This window comes from Bacillus sp. iso_77, assembly GCF_056173625.1.
In genome coordinates this window covers 3,259,810-3,277,594 of record NZ_CM149683.1, presented here as the reverse complement: position 1 = coordinate 3,277,594, position 17,785 = coordinate 3,259,810, and the positions used below count along the sequence as shown (strand labels likewise).

Below are 17,785 nucleotides of genomic sequence, written 5' to 3'. Positions count from 1 at the left end.
CTCTCTCAGCAGGGGGTTTTTGTATGCTTTTATGAATGGAACGAAAATTCCCGGCATACGATGACATTACAAGCATAAGGAGTATGGGGAGCTGATGTGTCATGAAGATTGCGATTGCAGGCTGTGGGTATGTAGGGCTTGTCACAGGGGTGTGTTTAGCAGAAGCGGGACATGATGTGACATGTATGGATATTGACCGGCGGAAGGTCATGCAGCTGAAGCAAGGGAATCCTCCGATGTACGAGCCGGGATTAAAAGAACTGCTCAAACGGAATATGGAGCAAGGACGCATTCGTTTTCATATTAATGGAGCGTCAGCCTATTCGCAGGCTGACGTGTTAATGATTGCTGTCGGTACCCCGCAGCAGGCAGACGGTCAAGCTGATTTGCAGTATGTCTTTCAAGCGGCAAAGGAGATGGGCTTACAAGCAAAGCCAGGCGCAGTGCTTGTCGTGAAAAGTACAGTGCCTGTCGGAACGGGCGATCAAATTGATCATTTGATTCATCACGTGTTAGGTCGTAAGGAGCCATTATCTATCGCATCGAATCCAGAATTTTTACGAGAAGGGTCTGCCATCTCAGATACGCTTCGGGCGGATCGGCTGGTGATTGGAGCCGAAACAAAGAACGGATTAGATCAGCTAGAGTCTATGTATGCGGATTTCCACATTCCATTCGTGAGAACAGATCGGAAAAGCGCAGAGATGATCAAATACGCATCAAATGCATTTCTTGCCACAAAAATCAGCTTCATGAATGAAATTGCTTCGATTTGTGGAAAAACGGGAGCTGATGTTGAGAGAGTTGCAGAGGGGATGGGACTCGATCAGCGGATTGGTGCTTCGTTTCTTAGGGCAGGCATTGGTTACGGAGGTTCCTGTTTTCCGAAGGATACAAATGCCCTTGTCCAAATTGCAGGGCATGTGTCCCATGATTTTGAGCTATTGAAGGCTGTCATCAAAGTCAACAATGAGCAGCGAGCAAGTTTTATTCGAAGTGTGAAGGAACGGATGGGAGAAAACTTGGAAGGGAAGAGAATGGCTCTTCTTGGCCTTTCCTTTAAGCCGAATACAGATGATATGAGAGAGGCGCCGTCAATCCCGATCGCTCATCAGCTCCATCAATTAGGAGCGGAGATTGTAGCCTATGATCCTGCTGCCGCTCGCAATGCAGCTCAAGAACTGCCTGATCAAGTCCTTTTTGCTCAAACGATTGAAGAGGCGATCAAGGATGCTGATGCGGTCTGTATATTAACTGAGTGGGCGGATATTCAGTCCTTTCCACTTTCAGCTTATAAAGATTTCATGAGGCAGCCGATCATCTTTGATGGCCGGAATTGTCATACGCTTGAAGCGGCAGAAGTAGCTGGTGTCGAGTATCATTCTATTGGGCGCAGGCCTGTCTCTCCTATTTATATGTAATGAGAAAAACCGATAACTTCATGTGTTATCGGTTTTTGCGTTAATGCGGAAGAATGAATCCGCCATATAAAAATGCAGCCACAATCAGAAAGGCAGGGTGCAATTTGAATTTGGTCATAAAGAAAAATGAAATGGCGGCAATGGCAAGTGATTGTGTCCAGCCAATGGCTTTCACGGCATCTCCGCCAATTTCCCATGTTAATAAAAGCATCATCATCGCAATGACAGGCTGCACAGATAGGGTCATGCCTTTGACGACAGAAGATTGGCGAAAACGGTCAATGAGTTTTAGCAGTAAGATCAATCCGATCGCAGACGGCAGGACCGTCGCAAGCAGTGCAATGATAAAGCCTGGCCATCCCATGACATCATAGCCTACATAAGCCGCAATTTTCGTAGCGATTGGGCCTGGAAGTGCGTTGGCTAATGCGAGCATATTGGAGAACCCTTCGTTCGTCATCCAATGAAAATGATTGACGATTTCTTCATAATTGAGCGGAATGGAGGCAGGTCCTCCGCCATACCCTAACAGATTGGATAAGAAGAATGCCCAGAATAAAAAGAGAATCAGCATCACGAAGACACTCCTTTCTCTTTATTTGTTCGAGTCCAGCGATCTTTCAGTTTGAAATGAAAGGCACCATAACATAAAAAGATGATGACAATGATTCCTGGATGAATCGAGAGTACTTGAAGACCGACAAATGCCAAAAGGAATAGGACGATTCCGAAGATCATGCCGAAGCCCTTCAACGCTTTTTGTCCAAATTCATATGCCATCATTCCTAACAGAACGGCAATTACTGGTGTCACAGCACCGATCATATTTTGAATGATGACTGAAGAGCTTAAGACGCTGACAAGTGTAACAAGTGCCACCATAGCGAGACATGTCGGTAAAATATGTGCAGCTGTTGCAACAATGGCGCCAGATACACCTTTTAATCGATAGCCGAGGTATGCCGACATTTTCGTAGCAATCGGTCCTGGCAATGCGTTGGCGATGGCGAGTGTTTCTCCAAATTCGTCATCATTGATCCATTTGTATTTGACGACCGCTTCATGGCGAATGAGCGGGATCACAGAAGGTCCTCCGCCAAATCCCAGAATACCGGTTCGCACCATGGCGATCATGAGTTCAAGATATGATTGCAAGTGGTTCAACTCCTATCTACAATTTCATGCCCATTCGGCTTTTGTATCGTTTAATGAGCATTTGACAGTCAACACTGACGACGCCTTCAAGCGGGTACAGCTTCTTTGTCAGGAACGTCTCCATTTCCTGTTCATTTTGAAAAATGCCATGCATATGCAGCTTGCTTGGTCCTGTCATATGATAAAGGCTTGTGACGGCTGTTTCCTGCTCAAGCTGAAGGGCGACTGTTTCTAAACATTTCGGCTCAACCTCTACGTTAAAAAAGACAGAGACATGAATGCCGATCTTTGCTGGATTAATGACAGCGGTGAATCGTTCAATGACACCTGCTTCAATGAGCTGTTGAATACGGGCTTGTACAGCAACACGGGAAAGGCCGACTTGTTTCCCTAAATCTGTATAGGACATACGCCCGTCCTCGTGTAATAAGGAAAGAATTTGTTTATCTCTTTCATCTAATGTTAAGTTTGGAATGCGATATTCATGTGCCATCGTATAACCACCTTTCTTCTGTTGATATTCTATCATATTTTATTACGAATAGAATGTTTTATTTTTAATTGAGTAACGAAATGAAATAATAAAAGAAAATAACATATCTTTTTGCATAAAAAAACACCCCGACATCACCGGGGTGTTTTCATTTTATTTTTCTGGGCTGCTTTCCGCACTAGCAATTTGCTGTGCAAGGTCAGCACGATCAATGTCTGCTTGGAAGAACTCCTGCGTATTTGGAAGGTGTAAATTCATGTGACGTTTTTGGGAAATTCGGATGGTCACTTGATCCACAGTGTAATCAAATACATGCCCGCCTACGCTTCGATCATCATCAATAAAGTGGAGATGATATCCGCTTACCGCAATGCCATGTGCGTACTGTGGTGTACGGAAGCCTGCGATCGTCCCGCGAATATTTTCAAAATCGAAAATAGGCTGTGACTTGACTGCCTCTACCATCGGAACGTAAGGTTTTTCCTGTTTTTCAACCGTACGGGTTTGAACCTTTTTGAATGACCCATCGATGCGGATCGCATAAAAGACATTCTTGCTCGGTAAGATTCGGTCGATTTCTTCCTCTAGCTCTTTGGACGTCATCGGTGCATCAATTCGATGAACGATGTCCGTTTCAAAAAATGCTAGAGAGCAGAATGGTGAATAATCTTGATCGGTTACTGGTGTGGCTGTTCCATCAGAGCGCAGTCGATAAAAAGCGCCGTCAAAGCCGATTAGTTCCCCATCTAATTGATTGAATGTGCCAATGCCAAAATCACCGTGCTCGGGAATATGTGATAGGGAGAAATCTCCATCGTATACGGCTTCCAGCAAGGAGGTCATGGTTGATACTTGATAGACCTCTTGCTTTTTGTCCTGCGGTATTGTGTTGTTTTGTTGATTCATTGGGTGCATCATACCCATGTCCGCTCACTCCTTTAACGTAATGTATCGAAGTCTTATCTGACGTTCGTTGTGTGTTTTTCACGAAAGACTTCTGGCCATTTTTGACTGGCGAGGTCTGGGTTGTCTTGATAGTCTATCGGAATATCAATAATAACGGGTCCTTTTATGTTTATACCCTTTTGAAGGACAGTTGAAAGCTCTTCAGGTGAGTTGACACGTAATCCAGTTGCTCCAAAGCTTTCTGCATATTTCACTAAGTCGATCTGACCGAACTCAACACAAGACGTACGGTCATACTTCATTTCCTGCTGGAATGCCACCATATCGTATGTGCTGTCGTTCCAAACGAGATGAACGAGATTTGTTTTCATGCGCACGGCTGTTTCTAATTCCATGGCGGAGAAGAGAAAACCGCCATCACCTGAGACTGAAATGATCTTTTCATCTGGATTCAATATGGAGGCTGCAATCGCCCATGGTAATGCCACGCCAAGTGTTTGCATTCCATTACTCACTAGGAACGTGTTCGGTTCATAAACACGGAAGTGGCGAGACATCCAAATAGCGTGCGATCCGATATCACATGTCACTTTCGTGTCATCTGGGATGATACGTCTCAACGTATGAATGACATCCAGCGGGTGTGATAAATGACTTTCTCTTTCTGGTGCTTTTTCGATATCACTTAACAGCTCTTGTAATTCTGTAACGAGATCTACGTTCTTTTTGCATAATGAAAGTGGAACGCTGTCGTGGGCTAGATGTTGCACCGTTTCAGATATATTGCCCACAAGCTCAAGCGTCGGTTCATAGAAATGGTCAATATCTGCCTGCATGTCATCCACATGGATGATTTGACGCTGCTGCGGTTTCAAATTCCAATGCTTCGGATCGTATTCGATTGGATCAAAGCCAATAGTTAAAATCACATCCGCTTTCTCAATGAGAAGGTCGCCTGGCTGATTACGGAATAAGCCGATTCTGCCCACATATTGAGCCTCAAGCTCTCTTGAGAGAACACCGGCTCCTTGGTACGTTTCGACAAATGGGATACCAAGTGTTTTTAATAATGTTCTTGTCGCATTTGCCGCAGCTGGACGGCTAGCTTTCATTCCCACAATTGCAACAGGTAAGTGCGCATTTTGAATTTTGGCGATGGCCGAACTGATGAGAGCATCCGGTGCAGGACCTAGTTCTGGAGAAGGGTGAGCAGACACTGGTGTTTGTGTGGTGTGTTCGGTCACGACATCTTGTGGAAAGCTGATAAATGCTGCCCCAGCTTGACCTCTTTGTGCCGCGCGAAAAGCATTTGTTAATGCTTCTGGTATATTGTTTACGTCTTGTACTTCAACGCTATATTTTGTCACTGGTTTGAATAATGCCGCATTGTCGAGTGATTGATGTGTTCGTTTGAGCCGATCCGCACGGATGACGTTTCCAGCGATTGCAACAACAGGGTCACCTTCTGTATTGGCTGTTAATAGACCTGTCGCTAAATTGGATGCGCCAGGACCTGATGTAACGAGACAAACGCCTGGTTTGCCAGTTAAACGACCGACAGCTGCTGCCATGAATGCCGCATTTTGTTCGTGTCTGCATAGCACAAGCTCTGGACCTCTGTCTTTTAATACATCAAATACTGCATCAATTTTTGCACCTGGAATCGCAAAAACATGGGTCACACCTTGGGCAATGAGCGTATCGACAATCAACTCTGCTCCTCGTTTTGTTAGGGGTTGTGTTTGAGAATTCATTTACCCCGCACTCCTTTCGGCAAGTAAAATTTTTTATGAAAATATATTTTCATGATATGATTTACTATACATTTCACAAAATAAATTTTCCAATATATGTTTAACGTAGTTTTAATATGTTTCACGAATAAGTGTTTGAGGAGTGAAAGGATGGAACTGAGACATTTGCAGTATTTTGTCACAGTCGCGGAGGAGCTGCATTTCGGCAGAGCGGCCGCACGATTGAACATGACACAGCCTCCACTTAGTCAGCAAATTAAGCAGTTTGAGGAAGAATTGGGATTTCCTTTGTTTCACCGGTCTAAAAGGGTGGTGGAGTTAACAGCTGCTGGAAAGGTTTTTTTACATGAGGTCCGGGGGGTGCTGCATCAGCTTGATAAAGCCGTTGATCATGCCCGGCATACGGCAAGAGGGGAGCTTGGGAAGATTATCATCGGTTTCGTTGGTACAGCGACATATGATATTCTGCCGCCAGTTGTCCGTGAATTCAGAGAGCGGTACCCCTCTGTCAGTATTGAGCTGCAACAGCTCTCTGTCCCGCAGCAGCTTGAGGCGCTTTTGAATGGTGAGATTGATATTGGTTTTTTGCATCCTACATCGCCGCAAGAAGAATTGGTCAGTCGTTTAATGAAGCAAAGTGAATGTATTTTTGCGATTCCGAAAAACCATCCGCTGGCGGAAAAAGAAGCGGTCACGATTGAAGATATTCGTGATGAGCCGATTATTTCTTTATCAAAGGAATCATGGCCGTCCCTTTATCAGCATTTTGTCCTACTTTGTGAAAAGTACGGATTTTCACCCAATATCGTGCAGGAAGCAGCAGAATATCAAATGGTCATTGGGCTTGTCACAGCGGGAATCGGAATTGCTATCATTCCAACATCGGCCCGGCGTTTATTTAATTTAGATGTGGTGTATCGGTCAATTGAAGGTGAGGAGCTACTCGCGGAATGGACCATTTCTTATAGACGAGAAAATCATAATCCGGCATTGTTTCATCTTGTCCATCATATTCTCCATCGCGCTGAGCCGGAATAAGGGAAGAGAGAACGGGGTATGGTATGATGTCGTTACATACAAGAGGAGGCATGTCTGAAGTGATTACATTACAAATGGATCAGTTGTCACGAAAAGAAGCATATAAAGTATTATCTGGTTCCGTCGTTCCAAGACCCATTGCATTTATTACAAGCCTTTCTAAAGAAGAAGTCGTCAATGCTGCACCATTTAGTTTCTTTAATGTCATCAGCGGCCATCCTCCGCTGATCGCTGTTTCTATTGGACGTCGTCAAGGAGAGATGAAAGATACAGCAAAACATATCATCGACAGGGAAGAATTTGTTGTCCATGTGAGTGATGAAGCGATGATTGAAGATATTAATGAAACAGCTGCTACTTTGCCAGAGGAAGAGAGTGAGCTGACTCGTACCGGTCTTCATCAAGTGAAGAGCAGCGTGGTGTCAGTACCAGGAATCAAGGAAGCACGCATTCGCTTTGAATGTCAGCTGGAAAAACATCTGACCTTTCAAAATGATGAAGAGGAGATCACAGTCGATCATATCATTGGCCGGGTGGTGTGTGCGCATTTAGATGAATCCGTCTATGATGCGGAAAAAGGATATATTTTTACGAATGAATTAAAGCCAGTCGCGCGCCTAGCAGGTAATGATTATGCCCATTTAGGTACGCCATTTGTACTGAAGAGACCGGAATAACATCTAAAACCCCCGAGGCTATCGGTGGTCCAGCGTGTAGACAAACCCTCGCATTCTTTGTCAGTCCTGCGCTTCGGTGCTCACGAATGTCAATTCGCTCTGCTCCGGTGCTCGTCCTTCCTAGACTGCAAAGGTTTTCTATCACTCTGAAAAGAAGACAAAGGCTAAAATAAAGTTCATTTCAGCCTTTGTCTAAATTCTAAAACCCCCGAGGCTATCGGGGGTTTAGTGTTTATTTCTTTTGTTCTAGTTTCAATGGCGCGGCGATATTTTTTTCTACCTTTTTGCCTTTTAATACATCGTCAGCAGCGCCGACTGCCAGTTGACCGATCAGCTCTGGCTGCTGCGCGACTGTTGCAGATAGTTTTCCTGCTTTGATCGAGTTGAGTGCATCTTCATTACCGTCGAAACCGACGACAAGAATGTCTTTTCCAGAGCTTTGGATGGCCTCTAGTGCGCCAAGCGCCATTTCATCATTGTGGGCAAAAACGGCTTTGATGTCAGGGTTTCCTTGAAGAAGGTTTTCCATCACGTTGAGCCCTTTTGTCCGGTCGAAGTCAGCGGCTTGTTTTGCTGTGACATCTAACTTTTTGTCTGCAATTTGATGGAAACCTTTTCCTCGTTCACGTGTCGCAGAAGCACCTGGTACACCTTCTAGTTCAGCCACTTTTGCTCCTTTACCGACTTTGTCGATGATAAAGTTAGCTGCCATTTCGCCGCCTTTGATGTTATCGGAAGCAACGAGCGCTTCAACCTTTCCGCTTTCTGCCGAACGGTCTAATGTGATGACCGGTATGTCTGAAGCATTCGCAGATTCGACAGCCGTTGATATAGCTGAGGAATCGGCTGGGTTAATGAGTAATGCATCGACCCCTTGTTGAATTAAATCTTCTACATCACTTGTTTGTTTGGCTGAATCATTTTGTGCATCGGCAATGACAACTTCAATGCCAAGCTTTTTCGCTTCTTTTGTCACACCGTTTTTAAGAGAAACGAAGAATGGGTTATTTAAAGTCGAGATCGATAGTCCGATTTTTATGTCTTTTTTCTTGCCATCCTTTGTTGATTTGGCCCACTCTGGCGGTTCAAGCGAGCAGGCAGAAAGCATGAATAATGAGAGAGTCACGATCAGGATTACATATTTTTTCATAGCAGCTGCCTCCTTAAGCAGATTTCTTTCTGTCGAGTAGGACTGCAATCAAGATGACAATCCCTTTCACAACAGACTGATAGAATGATGAAACACCAAGTAAGTTCATACCATTGTTCAAGACCCCGATAATGAGTACCCCGATGAGTGTGCCGACAATTCTCCCTCTTCCGCCGGATAGGCTTGTCCCGCCAAGTACAACGGCAGCAATTGCATCAAGTTCATACGACGTACCAGCTGTTGGCTGGGCTGAGTTGAGACGAGATGTTAAGATCGCACCTGCTAAAGCAGACATAAAGCCGGCTAATGAGTAAATCATGATTTTGACGCGTGGTACTTTAATACCTGAGATGAGGGCTGCTTTTTCATTTCCGCCAATGGCATACGTTCTTCTGCCAAAAGGTGTTTTATGAAGCAAGACCCAAAGAACGATAAAGGTGAGAAGCATGGTGATCGCTGGAACAGGAATTCCTAAGAAATATCCACGGCCAAATAGCTGAAATGCATAGTTAGAGCCAAGCCCTGTAATTGGGTTTCCGTCTGTATAAACAAGCGTCAATCCTCTGAAAATCGTCATCGTCGCAAGTGTTGCGATAAAAGGAGCCATTTTTCCTTTTGTGATTAAAAGACCGTTGATCATTCCAAGGATGGCACCGATGATACATCCAACGATGATGGCAAGAATCGGGTCCAAACCAGATACAATAAAGCCGGCAGTCAGAGCACTAGACAGCGCTAGAATGGCACCGACAGACAAATCAATTCCTCCGGTTAAAATAACAAACGTCATGCCAAAGGCAATGAGGGCGTTAATGGAGATCTGTCTGAGTAAGTTTAAAATGTTTAATGGTTCTAAAAAAGCCGGATTTAAAATAGAAACAATGGCAACAAGGATGATGAGTCCTAAGAATGGCCCAAGCTTTTGCATGATGTTGTCAAATCGTCCATTTGAAGTAAGTGGTTTCATGTTACTTCCCTCCTGTAGCTAGTGTCATAATTCGTTCTTGTGTAGCTTCTGTTTTACTTAATTCTCCGCTGATGGTTCCTTCATGGATGACAAGCACTCGATCGCTCATCCCAAGAACTTCTGGGAGCTCAGAGGAGACCATCAAAATCGCAACGCCTCGATCCGTCAGCTCGTTCATGAGCTGATAAATTTCTCGTTTCGCCCCGACGTCGACACCTCTTGTCGGTTCATCTAAAATCAGCACCTTCGGCTGAATGCCGATCCATTTGGCGATGACGACCTTTTGCTGATTTCCACCGGACAGGCTGCGTGCAGAGATTTCAGATGAAGCGGTTTTGATCGTGAGTCGTTTGATAAGCAGGTCAACAAAGTCCTGCTCGTTTTTCTTATCGATCAGCCCCTTTGGAGAGAAGCTGTCTAAGTTAGGCAAGCCGATGTTTTCCCGGATGGATGCATCAAGCATCAGTCCTTCATCTTTACGATCCTCCGTGATAAAACCGATGCCAAGTTTGACTGCATCACTTGGTTTTTTAATGACAGCCTTTTTCCCATGAACCCAAATTTCTCCTTGATCCAGGGGATCGAGTCCAAAGAGCGACCGCATCATTTCCGTCCGGCCAGCACCCATTAAGCCTGCAACACCGACAATTTCTCCAGCTTTGACGGAAAAACTGACATCTTGAAAGCGGCCTTTCCTCGTTGCTTGCTTCACTTCTAGGACGGTATCACCAGTAGAAGGTGTGCGCTCAGGGTAACGATCGGTTAATTCGCGGCCGACCATTTTTTTGACGACTTCATGGAAATTCGTGTCCGGTATCGCTTTCGTATCGACCGTTTTTCCGTCACGCATGATCGTAATCCGGTCACAAATGGCAAAGATTTCTTCCATCCGGTGAGAAATGTAGACGATGGAAACGCCTTCTTTTTTGAGTGATTCAATGACCTGAAATAGCTTGTCAATCTCACGGTCTGTGAGAGCAGCTGTTGGTTCATCCATAATAATGACCTTTGCATCGGTCATTAACGCTTTCGCAATCTCAATCATCTGCTTTTGTCCGACAGAACAGCTTCCTGCCTCTTGATCGAGCGATAGGTTGACAGACAATCGGTCGAGCTGCGCTTGGGCGAGGGTTTTCATTTTCTTGGTGTCTAGGAGACCAAGCTTTGTATAGATTTCTTTCCCGATAAATAAATTCTCGAGTACCGTCATATCAGGCCATATATTCAGCTCCTGATGAATGAAGGCAATCCCGTTCTGCTCGGCTTCTTTCGGATTCTTGAAAGCGGTTTCTTTTCCGTCGATTTGAATCGTTCCTTGATCCAGGGAATAGAGTCCTGTCAGCAGATTCATTAACGTTGATTTTCCTGCCCCGTTTTCACCCATTAGTGCATGGACTTCACCTGTGACGAGGTCAAAGGAGACCCCGGCGAGAACGGTGTTTTTTCCAAAGGCCTTATGGATGTTATGCATTTCAATGTTCATAAGTGGCTCCTCCTTTTAAAAGATGACACCGGCATGAAGAATGCAGTTTGCGTATGGGGTGGCTTCACCCGTTCGAATCACTGCTTTTGCCTGTTTGGTCATGTCTTTAAATGTCTCGTGATCGACTTCATCTAACGGATGTGAGAACGCTTTCTTTAGAAATAAATGATCTCTCTCATTGGCTTCTTTGATTTCACTGGCGATCGTGATGTGTTCAACGGCCATTTCCTCAAGAAGAAGGGAAGTAACCTCCTGAAAGGATGGTGTGCCGATGGATAATGCAAGGTCGATCTTGACCGGTCCTTCTGGAATGGGCAGGCCGCAGTCTGCGATGACAATCGTATCTGTATGACCAAGGTCAGCAAGCACCTTGGCGATATGACTATTTAAAATACCATTTTTCTTCATTTCTTATTCTCCAATTCTTCTCTTGCTGGCATGCCGCCTTGGGCACCAAATTTTGTGACTGAGATAGATGCGGCTAAGTTAGCAAAGGCAAGTGCGTCGTATAGGGATTTTCCTTCTGTTAGTGCTACAGCTAAAGCGCCGTTAAAAGTATCGCCAGCGCCTGTAGTGTCGACGGCTTTCACAGGATAGCCCGGTACCAACACTTCTTTTGATCCGTCAAAGTATCGAACACCACTTTTTCCTTCTGTAATGAGTAATTTGTTTGGATATTGGCGCAAAGCCTCTGCTATGGTGAGTCCATCAAACATAAGAGCTGCTTCGTGTTCGTTTGGCGTGATGTAGGCAGCTTGATCTAATATTTGCTGAGAGACTTTGCGAGCTGGTGCGGGATTTAAGATGACTGGAATCCCTTTTTCGCTGCAAATGGTGCAGACGGCTTCGACTGTTTCTTCAGGAATTTCCTGCTGGATGAGGACGATTCCGATTTTTTCAATAGAAGAAAGAGCATCTTTTACATAATGAGGTGTTACCTCATTGTTTGCTCCTTTGACGACAACAATGCTGTTATCCCCTTCAGCTAAAATGATATGTGCTGTTCCGCTTTCCATTTCGGTAACCGGTTTCATATAGGTGGTGCGTACACCTTGTGCTTGCAAATTGCTCATAATGTCCTGACCATATGCGTCATCCCCAACCCGGCCGATCATATATACATCTGCACCGAGCCTTGCGCTTGCCACTGCTTGATTGGCTCCTTTTCCCCCAGGAACCGTTTTAAATGATTCGCCTAGGACGGTTTCTCCTGCATTGGGACGCTTATTCGATGTGACAACTAGATCCATGGAACAACTTCCTACGACAACTATTTGACTCATTGTGAATCCACCTTTCTTGTGGTCTCTCGTTCAATAAAAGAGACGGGCATTTGAATAACTGCTTGATCTATTGGCTGTTTTTGAATGGCTTTAATGATCAGCTTTGCGGCTTCTTTCCCCATATCATAGGCAGGCTGCCGAATCGTTGATAAAGAAGGGAAGAGCAGTTCGCTTTGCGGAATATCATCAAATCCAATGATTTGGACGTCTTCTGGAATGGCTTTTCCAATACGAAGCGCTTCGTGTACGACGGCTGCTGCGACGATGTCATTGCTGGCAATGATGCCATCTGTTTCAGGGTACAGCTTGAAAAGAGCCTTGGCGCTTTTTCGGGCTTCCTGAAAAGAAAAAGAAGCGTTAGACATCACATGAAAGTTAGCACCTTCTTCAGTCAGAACATCAAGTGCGCCTTTGAATCTTTGCCGCGCCGTTTGAAGATGAGCGGGCCCTTTTAGCAATGTGATTTGCTGACTGCCGCGTTTGATTAATTCCATTGCAGCCATTTTCCCACCTGCCGTAGCATCTGCAAACACAGAAGGTGCATTTGGAACGGTACGATCTAAGAAGACAACAGGCAGTTCATCATCATTGTATAAATCCGATTCAGGTTCGTTTGTGACAGCGATGACACCGACCACCTGGTTTTGCTTAAAGGTTTGTAAATAGGCCATTTCCTTCTCCCGATCTTCATCACTGTTTCCGAATAATAAGCGAAAACCGTTTGCATGAATCTCATCCTCAACGCCTCTAGCCAGCTGAGGGAAGAAGGGGTTTGTGATATCAGGTAAGATGAGACCAACTAATCTTGATTCTCTTTTAAAAAGGGATCGTGCCACTTCATTGGGGAAGTAGTTTAGCTCCTGCATCGCTTGTGTCACACGGGTTTTCGTATCAATATGGACGTATCCAGTATCATTGAGCACGCGTGAAACAGTTGCAACAGACACTTGAGCAGCTTTTGCAACATCTTTAATTGTAGCCAATGGAGTGCCTCCCTTCTTTGATGTGTAACCGTTTACACAGATAGATTATCACGAAAGCATTGAAAAAACAATCTTAAAAAAATAAAAAAAGAAAAGAAAGAGGACGTCTTCCTTTTCTTAACTAATAATGCCTGTTTGTGTAATGTTCACTTTGATTTTTGGAATGATTTTCACTTTTGGATAATCGGTGACCCAATTCATTTTCATATACTCATCATAATGTCTGACTCTATATTTTCTGCCGAGGCTTAAGACGTCAGAATTTGCTTCTTGTAATGTAGCAACAATTTTTTCTGCTTCTTTTGTCAAGATGGTTGAAAGTTTTTTGTTAAGCATTTCAATTTTTTTGTCTGTATCTAGATTATCTTTTGGGTACTCAAGGACAGAAGTTGCGAATTCAAATTTGAGTGAGTATGTTAAGTTTCGATGATCAGGATTTAGAATCTCGATGTCTCTCTTTACATCAGTGACTTGAATCGTAATGTAATTGTTTTCTTTTGACTTCATGTCGCTTCTCACTTTTTTTGTGAAGTTGGCATACTTGCCCATTTTTCCGTCCATGACGGTGAGTAAGATCGCATCTTGACCGTACAACTCGCCTTTCTTCTTCTCATTATCAAATAGAGCAACCCCTTTTACACTGATTAATTTCTTCGATTGATCAAAATAGATTAAAGGCAGTGTGAAGTCCTCTCCAGTTTGAAGCATTTTAGATCGAATACTTTGAATGTTTTTAGGTGCTACTTGGGAGGAGCGTGATGCGGTTGTGATCAAGTTATTTAAATAGTCACTCACGATGAGTTTTTCCTTCAGCAGCGAGTTAATCACTTCTTCACAGGTCCCCCCTTGAACAACGGCAAGATTTGCGAGGAGGGGGCTTTTCGGATCACGATAAAACATATCTAAGTAGGGCAGAAGACGATTTTGGGCAAATTCATCACCGATCAGCATCACGCGCATTTTCGACATGTCTATTTTTTGATCCACTATCCGGCTGAAGTTGGTTCTTGCTTTTCTTAAAGTAGGTGCTTCCGTTGTGAGAAGAGTGGTTAAAAAGCTGCCAGTATTTCCTTGCTCCATACTTTGAGACTGCTGCACTTTTCGATAAGTGATTGAGTATTTCGCATTGTCATCCTCTCCTTGATCAACAGCGGAGGTTAACACAAGAGAGATGTTCTTTAATAAATTTTGATCCCAGCAGCCAGGCATGAATATGAGAGAAACACACATGAGCAACGTCAGTATGTACTTATGACGCATGTGATTTCACCTTCCCTTTACGATGTTTGAAAAAGATGATAATGGCCATAAAGATCGGGAGTGTGTAAATAAATGAATATTGAGCGATGGTGGTAAAGTCATTAAAACGTTGAATTCTAAAATTATCGGTTGCAAGGTAACAGCTAGCCGCATAAATCAAAATGGCAAAATATAACACATATTTTTTGTGTTCTTTTTTCTTAAGAATACTTGCCACGCCATTAGCGCAAAAGTAAAGGTAATTACTGAGAGTAGCTAAAATGACAAATACCCAGAAACTAAGAAAAATTAAATCCGTCCGCTCAATCACACCGAACGAAATGGTTTTTAACAGATAAAGAACAGGATTTGGAATGATTTTAAGCTCAATCGGGCTGAAAAACATAAAACAAATTACTGTGATAAATAGATAGTAAAGAGTCGTGCATATATTGGCAATGGTCATGACCTTGTATCGCGCTTTAATGGTTCCTTTCATCAGTGGAGAGATGATCAGAATCATCTCAAATCCATTCATAGATAATACAACATCCTTCAATCCAAGCTGAAATTGAGAGAAGTCCGTTTGGAAAAAGGGCATAAGGTAGTCGATATTGGTTCCTTTTAATGAATACAGCATGATGAGAGACAACAAGAGTAAAAAAGGAGTCAGAATAAAGTTGAATCTGACAATCGCTGTAATTTGTTCCTTGGCGATGTAAAGGATGGATATCATGAGTAGTAGGTTAATGACCCAATTGGGTGTAAGTGGTAAAACCCATATACCCAGAATTCTCGTGAAAATAGATAGAACGACAATACAGACTGAGGCGAAATAAATTGTATAAAGAGCCACTAAGATTCGCCCAATCCATTTTCCAAAAACCTCAATTAACGCCTCGAAAAATGATGTCTCAGGATATTTGTGAATGATATATATAAAAATGGTATTGATGATTTGGATAAAAAAACAGGCCAAAATGATAGCCATCCATCCATCATGCCCCATATCTTTCATAAGCAAATGAGGCAGAGCTAAAATACCGACACCAATTTGAGATTGAATGATAAAAAAGACAGCTTGAGATGGAGATATTTTATTTTTCATCTTGATTTTTCCATCCTCTCAAATTTTCAATTTGCTCTTTCTTTTTTGGATTTAAGTAAACAGGGCGCTTTTTATACATCCACATCGGTAACCGAATCACAGTGTCTTTTAAGTCCTGCCAGTTAAATGGAGCTACTGGAGATAAATACGGGACACCTAGTGATTCAAGGCGGCATAAATTCATCAGGGCGATCGACAGGCCGAATGAAATGCCAATAAACCCAAACATCGATGCCATGAACATGAGGGGAAAACGCAGCATCCTGATGGTAGACGTCATTTCAAACGAAGGAAGAACAAAGGAAGCAACAGCGGTCACGGCGACCACAACGATAAGAACATTCGAAATGAGCCCAGCTTTTACTACCGCATCTCCAATGACCAAACCGCCTACGATCCCAATGGTCTGTCCAATTGGCTTTGGCAGACGCACCCCAGCTTCGCGTATGAGCTCAATCGTAATCTCCATCAGCATTGCTTCTATTAAAGGTGGAAAAGGAATGCCGATAATGGAATTTTTCATCGTAATCGCTAATTCATCCGGGACTACCTCATAATGAAAGCCGATGACTGCAATATAAAAAGAAGGCAAAATCACAGCGATGATACAGGCAATATAACGAAGAATACGAATAAACGTAGCTGGAATCCAGCGACTATTGTAGTCATCTGGTGATTGAAAGAAGCTAAAGAACGTAATAGGCAGAATGATAGCCATTGGACTGCCATCCATCAGCACAACAATTCTTCCTTCAAGAATGGCAGATCTCACTTTGTCAGGTCGTTCTGTGTCAATAAGCTGCGGGAAGATGGAATACGAATCATCCTCAATCGCCTCTACAATAGAACCTGGGCTAAGCAGCGTGTCTACTTTAATAGAAGAAATTCGTCTGTTAACCTCATCTATCTTTTCTTGATTGGCAATATCAGAAATATAAACCGTCGCAACCTTTGTTTCAGATTTTGTACCGACCTTATGATACTGGATTGCAAGTTTTCGATCATTTAAGTGTGAACGTAGCAAATATAAATTGGTATCTAAACTCTCAACAAACCCATCATGTGCGCCTGCAATAATACTTTCAGAAGAAGGTTCAGAAATAGAACGCAACGGCGGCTGCCCAACAGCAAATATTTTAATCTGTGCGGATTTTTCATCAAGGAAGGCAATACTTCCGGCAATAATGCTGTCGACAATCAGCGTCAAGTCACCTGTTTCGAGTGTACTAAGAGATTTTGCATAGTCCTGCTTTCCAGGAGGGCCAAGCAAGTTGCCAATAATGAAGTTGTTTAATTTACTTTCATCCACTCTTGTTTTAATAAAAAACAGCACTGATTTCGTTTCATTCACCATTAATTCTCGGTATTCAAAATCAGCGCTTTGCTGAAATGCTTTTTTCAGAATCCGAATCTTTTCCTCAAAACCGCCTGATAAAAAGTGTAAGCGTGTTTGCTCATTCGTGTTTGGCATCTTTAGCCTCCTCTCACAGATTTTTTAACCATAGTGTAAGCCGAGAAGATGATTTTATGCGTCATCTTTGGGGAAAGCATGACACGCACCGACAACTTTCAACTAAAATCACATTAAAAATGTTAAGAAATGATGAATCTTGATAAAAAGAAATGAATAATGTTTCATTGTTTAGGTCATAAGGAGTGAATATCGTAAAGATAGGCTATAACAAAATGATTAATCTTTGACATCTTATCCCAGTTTTTTGTGACCTGAAAATAAGCAGATGACTTGATTTTTTGACAGGTGACCTTTGTCATAGGTCAACACATAGCGTTCTGACCAATGAGGATGACTTTCTAACCTGTTCATTTAAAAATATAAAATATTCTAAAACACGCACTATTCATTTAAAGCGCTGATATGACTGATTTCGTAGAGATGAGAGGGCTTTAAAACATTGATTCAAAATACATCTTAATAATTGTCGAAAAATTTAGGGAGAAAAGGACAAAAGATTTTTCACTGTTTGATGGTAACGCTTTCTCTTGTTTGAAGCAGAAATTCAGTCGTCATTTTGTCCGTCTTTTGGCCTTTTCATTTGAGTGTGAGATAGGCAAATACGCCTTCTGATTAGAGGAATTTGGCATACGAGGAAGTGAAAGATTATGTTAC

Annotated in this window: 17 protein-coding genes; 3 read left to right on the top strand and 14 right to left on the bottom strand. The window is 43.1% G+C overall.

Going from position 1 to position 17,785, the window contains the following annotated elements:
- Positions 1–101 precede the first annotated feature (101 nt).
- On the top strand, positions 102–1,421 hold the full coding sequence (locus AC0VYC_RS16845) for a UDP-glucose dehydrogenase family protein (protein ID WP_024718724.1): 1,320 nt from the start codon (positions 102–104) through the stop codon (positions 1,419–1,421).
- Positions 1,422–1,461: 40 nt separating this feature from the next.
- Here AC0VYC_RS16845 and AC0VYC_RS16840 read toward each other — a convergent pair whose 3' ends face one another.
- From AC0VYC_RS16840 to alsS, 5 genes are all read right to left on the bottom strand, one after another.
- Positions 1,462–1,995 (bottom strand): chromate transporter, encoded by a 534-nt coding sequence (locus AC0VYC_RS16840; RefSeq protein WP_268372872.1) that lies wholly within the window; start codon positions 1,993–1,995, stop codon positions 1,462–1,464.
- A complete protein-coding gene (locus tag AC0VYC_RS16835; RefSeq protein WP_034647433.1) occupies positions 1,995–2,555 on the bottom strand; it encodes a chromate transporter in 561 nt (186 codons plus the stop codon). The genes AC0VYC_RS16840 and AC0VYC_RS16835 overlap by 1 nt, the downstream gene beginning before the upstream one ends.
- 37 nt (positions 2,556–2,592) lie before the next feature.
- Positions 2,593–3,069 carry an Lrp/AsnC family transcriptional regulator gene (locus AC0VYC_RS16830; RefSeq protein WP_017360010.1) on the bottom strand — a complete coding sequence of 159 codons (477 nt, stop codon included), beginning with the start codon at positions 3,067–3,069 and terminating at the stop codon, positions 2,593–2,595.
- A gap of 153 nt (positions 3,070–3,222) precedes the next feature.
- Positions 3,223–3,984 (bottom strand): acetolactate decarboxylase, encoded by a 762-nt coding sequence (budA, locus tag AC0VYC_RS16825; protein ID WP_370529243.1) that lies wholly within the window; start codon positions 3,982–3,984, stop codon positions 3,223–3,225.
- Positions 3,985–4,028: 44 nt separating this feature from the next.
- Positions 4,029–5,729: an acetolactate synthase AlsS gene (gene alsS / locus AC0VYC_RS16820; RefSeq protein ID WP_256688767.1), complete on the bottom strand. Its 1,701-nt coding sequence runs from the start codon at positions 5,727–5,729 to the stop codon at positions 4,029–4,031.
- A gap of 150 nt (positions 5,730–5,879) precedes the next feature.
- Here alsS and alsR point away from each other — a divergent pair, with 150 nt between their 5' ends.
- Complete coding sequence (gene alsR, locus AC0VYC_RS16815; RefSeq protein ID WP_047945714.1) at positions 5,880–6,767, top strand: acetoin biosynthesis transcriptional regulator AlsR; 888 nt, start codon at positions 5,880–5,882, stop codon at positions 6,765–6,767.
- Positions 6,768–6,826: 59 nt separating this feature from the next.
- Positions 6,827–7,444: a flavin reductase family protein gene (locus AC0VYC_RS16810; RefSeq protein ID WP_178897391.1), complete on the top strand. Its 618-nt coding sequence runs from the start codon at positions 6,827–6,829 to the stop codon at positions 7,442–7,444.
- A gap of 232 nt (positions 7,445–7,676) precedes the next feature.
- Here the strand turns inward: AC0VYC_RS16810 and rbsB are convergent, their stop codons facing one another.
- The 9 genes from rbsB to AC0VYC_RS16765 form a co-directional block, all read right to left on the bottom strand.
- Positions 7,677–8,594, bottom strand: a complete 918-nt coding sequence (gene rbsB / locus AC0VYC_RS16805; protein WP_017368181.1) for a ribose ABC transporter substrate-binding protein RbsB — start codon at positions 8,592–8,594, stop codon at positions 7,677–7,679.
- Between the two features lie 13 nt (positions 8,595–8,607).
- Positions 8,608–9,561 carry a ribose ABC transporter permease RbsC gene (gene rbsC, locus AC0VYC_RS16800; RefSeq protein ID WP_007497532.1) on the bottom strand — a complete coding sequence of 318 codons (954 nt, stop codon included), beginning with the start codon at positions 9,559–9,561 and terminating at the stop codon, positions 8,608–8,610.
- Between the two features lies 1 nt (position 9,562).
- Positions 9,563–11,044: a sugar ABC transporter ATP-binding protein gene (locus tag AC0VYC_RS16795; RefSeq protein WP_326112295.1), complete on the bottom strand. Its 1,482-nt coding sequence runs from the start codon at positions 11,042–11,044 to the stop codon at positions 9,563–9,565.
- Positions 11,045–11,059: 15 nt separating this feature from the next.
- On the bottom strand, positions 11,060–11,452 hold the full coding sequence (gene rbsD / locus AC0VYC_RS16790) for a D-ribose pyranase (protein ID WP_017360008.1): 393 nt from the start codon (positions 11,450–11,452) through the stop codon (positions 11,060–11,062).
- Entirely contained in the window at positions 11,449–12,327 is an 879-nt protein-coding gene (gene rbsK, locus AC0VYC_RS16785; RefSeq protein WP_251210520.1) for a ribokinase, read from the bottom strand. The genes rbsD and rbsK overlap by 4 nt, the downstream gene beginning before the upstream one ends.
- Positions 12,324–13,310: a LacI family DNA-binding transcriptional regulator gene (locus AC0VYC_RS16780; RefSeq protein ID WP_008343265.1), complete on the bottom strand. Its 987-nt coding sequence runs from the start codon at positions 13,308–13,310 to the stop codon at positions 12,324–12,326. Before AC0VYC_RS16780 ends, rbsK begins: the two co-directional genes overlap by 4 nt.
- Positions 13,311–13,427: 117 nt before the next feature.
- Positions 13,428–14,570, bottom strand: a complete 1,143-nt coding sequence (locus AC0VYC_RS16775) for a Ger(x)C family spore germination protein (RefSeq protein ID WP_203143776.1) — start codon at positions 14,568–14,570, stop codon at positions 13,428–13,430.
- Positions 14,560–15,657 carry a GerAB/ArcD/ProY family transporter gene (locus AC0VYC_RS16770; RefSeq protein ID WP_475388882.1) on the bottom strand — a complete coding sequence of 366 codons (1,098 nt, stop codon included), beginning with the start codon at positions 15,655–15,657 and terminating at the stop codon, positions 14,560–14,562. Before AC0VYC_RS16770 ends, AC0VYC_RS16775 begins: the two co-directional genes overlap by 11 nt.
- Entirely contained in the window at positions 15,647–17,128 is a 1,482-nt protein-coding gene (locus AC0VYC_RS16765; RefSeq protein WP_475388880.1) for a spore germination protein, read from the bottom strand. The genes AC0VYC_RS16770 and AC0VYC_RS16765 overlap by 11 nt, the downstream gene beginning before the upstream one ends.
- Between the last annotated feature and the right edge of the window lie 657 nt (positions 17,129–17,785).

What these genes read in the sequence shown, in the direction of transcription:
- AC0VYC_RS16845 (WP_024718724.1), top strand. Translation starts at nt 102, where the DNA reads ATGAAGATTGCGATTGCAGGCTGTGGGTATGTAGGGCTTGTCACAGGG.
- AC0VYC_RS16840 (WP_268372872.1), bottom strand. Translation starts at nt 1,995, where the DNA reads ATGCTGATTCTCTTTTTATTCTGGGCATTCTTCTTATCCAATCTGTTA.
- AC0VYC_RS16835 (WP_034647433.1), bottom strand. Translation starts at nt 2,555, where the DNA reads ATGATCGCCATGGTGCGAACCGGTATTCTGGGATTTGGCGGAGGACCT.
- AC0VYC_RS16830 (WP_017360010.1), bottom strand. Translation starts at nt 3,069, where the DNA reads ATGGCACATGAATATCGCATTCCAAACTTAACATTAGATGAAAGAGAT.
- budA (WP_370529243.1), bottom strand. Translation starts at nt 3,984, where the DNA reads ATGCACCCAATGAATCAACAAAACAACACAATACCGCAGGACAAAAAG.
- alsS (WP_256688767.1), bottom strand. Translation starts at nt 5,729, where the DNA reads ATGAATTCTCAAACACAACCCCTAACAAAACGAGGAGCAGAGTTGATT.
- alsR (WP_047945714.1), top strand. Translation starts at nt 5,880, where the DNA reads ATGGAACTGAGACATTTGCAGTATTTTGTCACAGTCGCGGAGGAGCTG.
- rbsB (WP_017368181.1), bottom strand. Translation starts at nt 8,594, where the DNA reads ATGAAAAAATATGTAATCCTGATCGTGACTCTCTCATTATTCATGCTT.
- rbsC (WP_007497532.1), bottom strand. Translation starts at nt 9,561, where the DNA reads ATGAAACCACTTACTTCAAATGGACGATTTGACAACATCATGCAAAAG.
- AC0VYC_RS16795 (WP_326112295.1), bottom strand. Translation starts at nt 11,044, where the DNA reads ATGAACATTGAAATGCATAACATCCATAAGGCCTTTGGAAAAAACACC.
- rbsD (WP_017360008.1), bottom strand. Translation starts at nt 11,452, where the DNA reads ATGAAGAAAAATGGTATTTTAAATAGTCATATCGCCAAGGTGCTTGCT.
- rbsK (WP_251210520.1), bottom strand. Translation starts at nt 12,327, where the DNA reads ATGAGTCAAATAGTTGTCGTAGGAAGTTGTTCCATGGATCTAGTTGTC.
- AC0VYC_RS16775 (WP_203143776.1), bottom strand. Translation starts at nt 14,570, where the DNA reads ATGCGTCATAAGTACATACTGACGTTGCTCATGTGTGTTTCTCTCATA.
- AC0VYC_RS16770 (WP_475388882.1), bottom strand. Translation starts at nt 15,657, where the DNA reads ATGAAAAATAAAATATCTCCATCTCAAGCTGTCTTTTTTATCATTCAA.
- AC0VYC_RS16765 (WP_475388880.1), bottom strand. Translation starts at nt 17,128, where the DNA reads ATGCCAAACACGAATGAGCAAACACGCTTACACTTTTTATCAGGCGGT.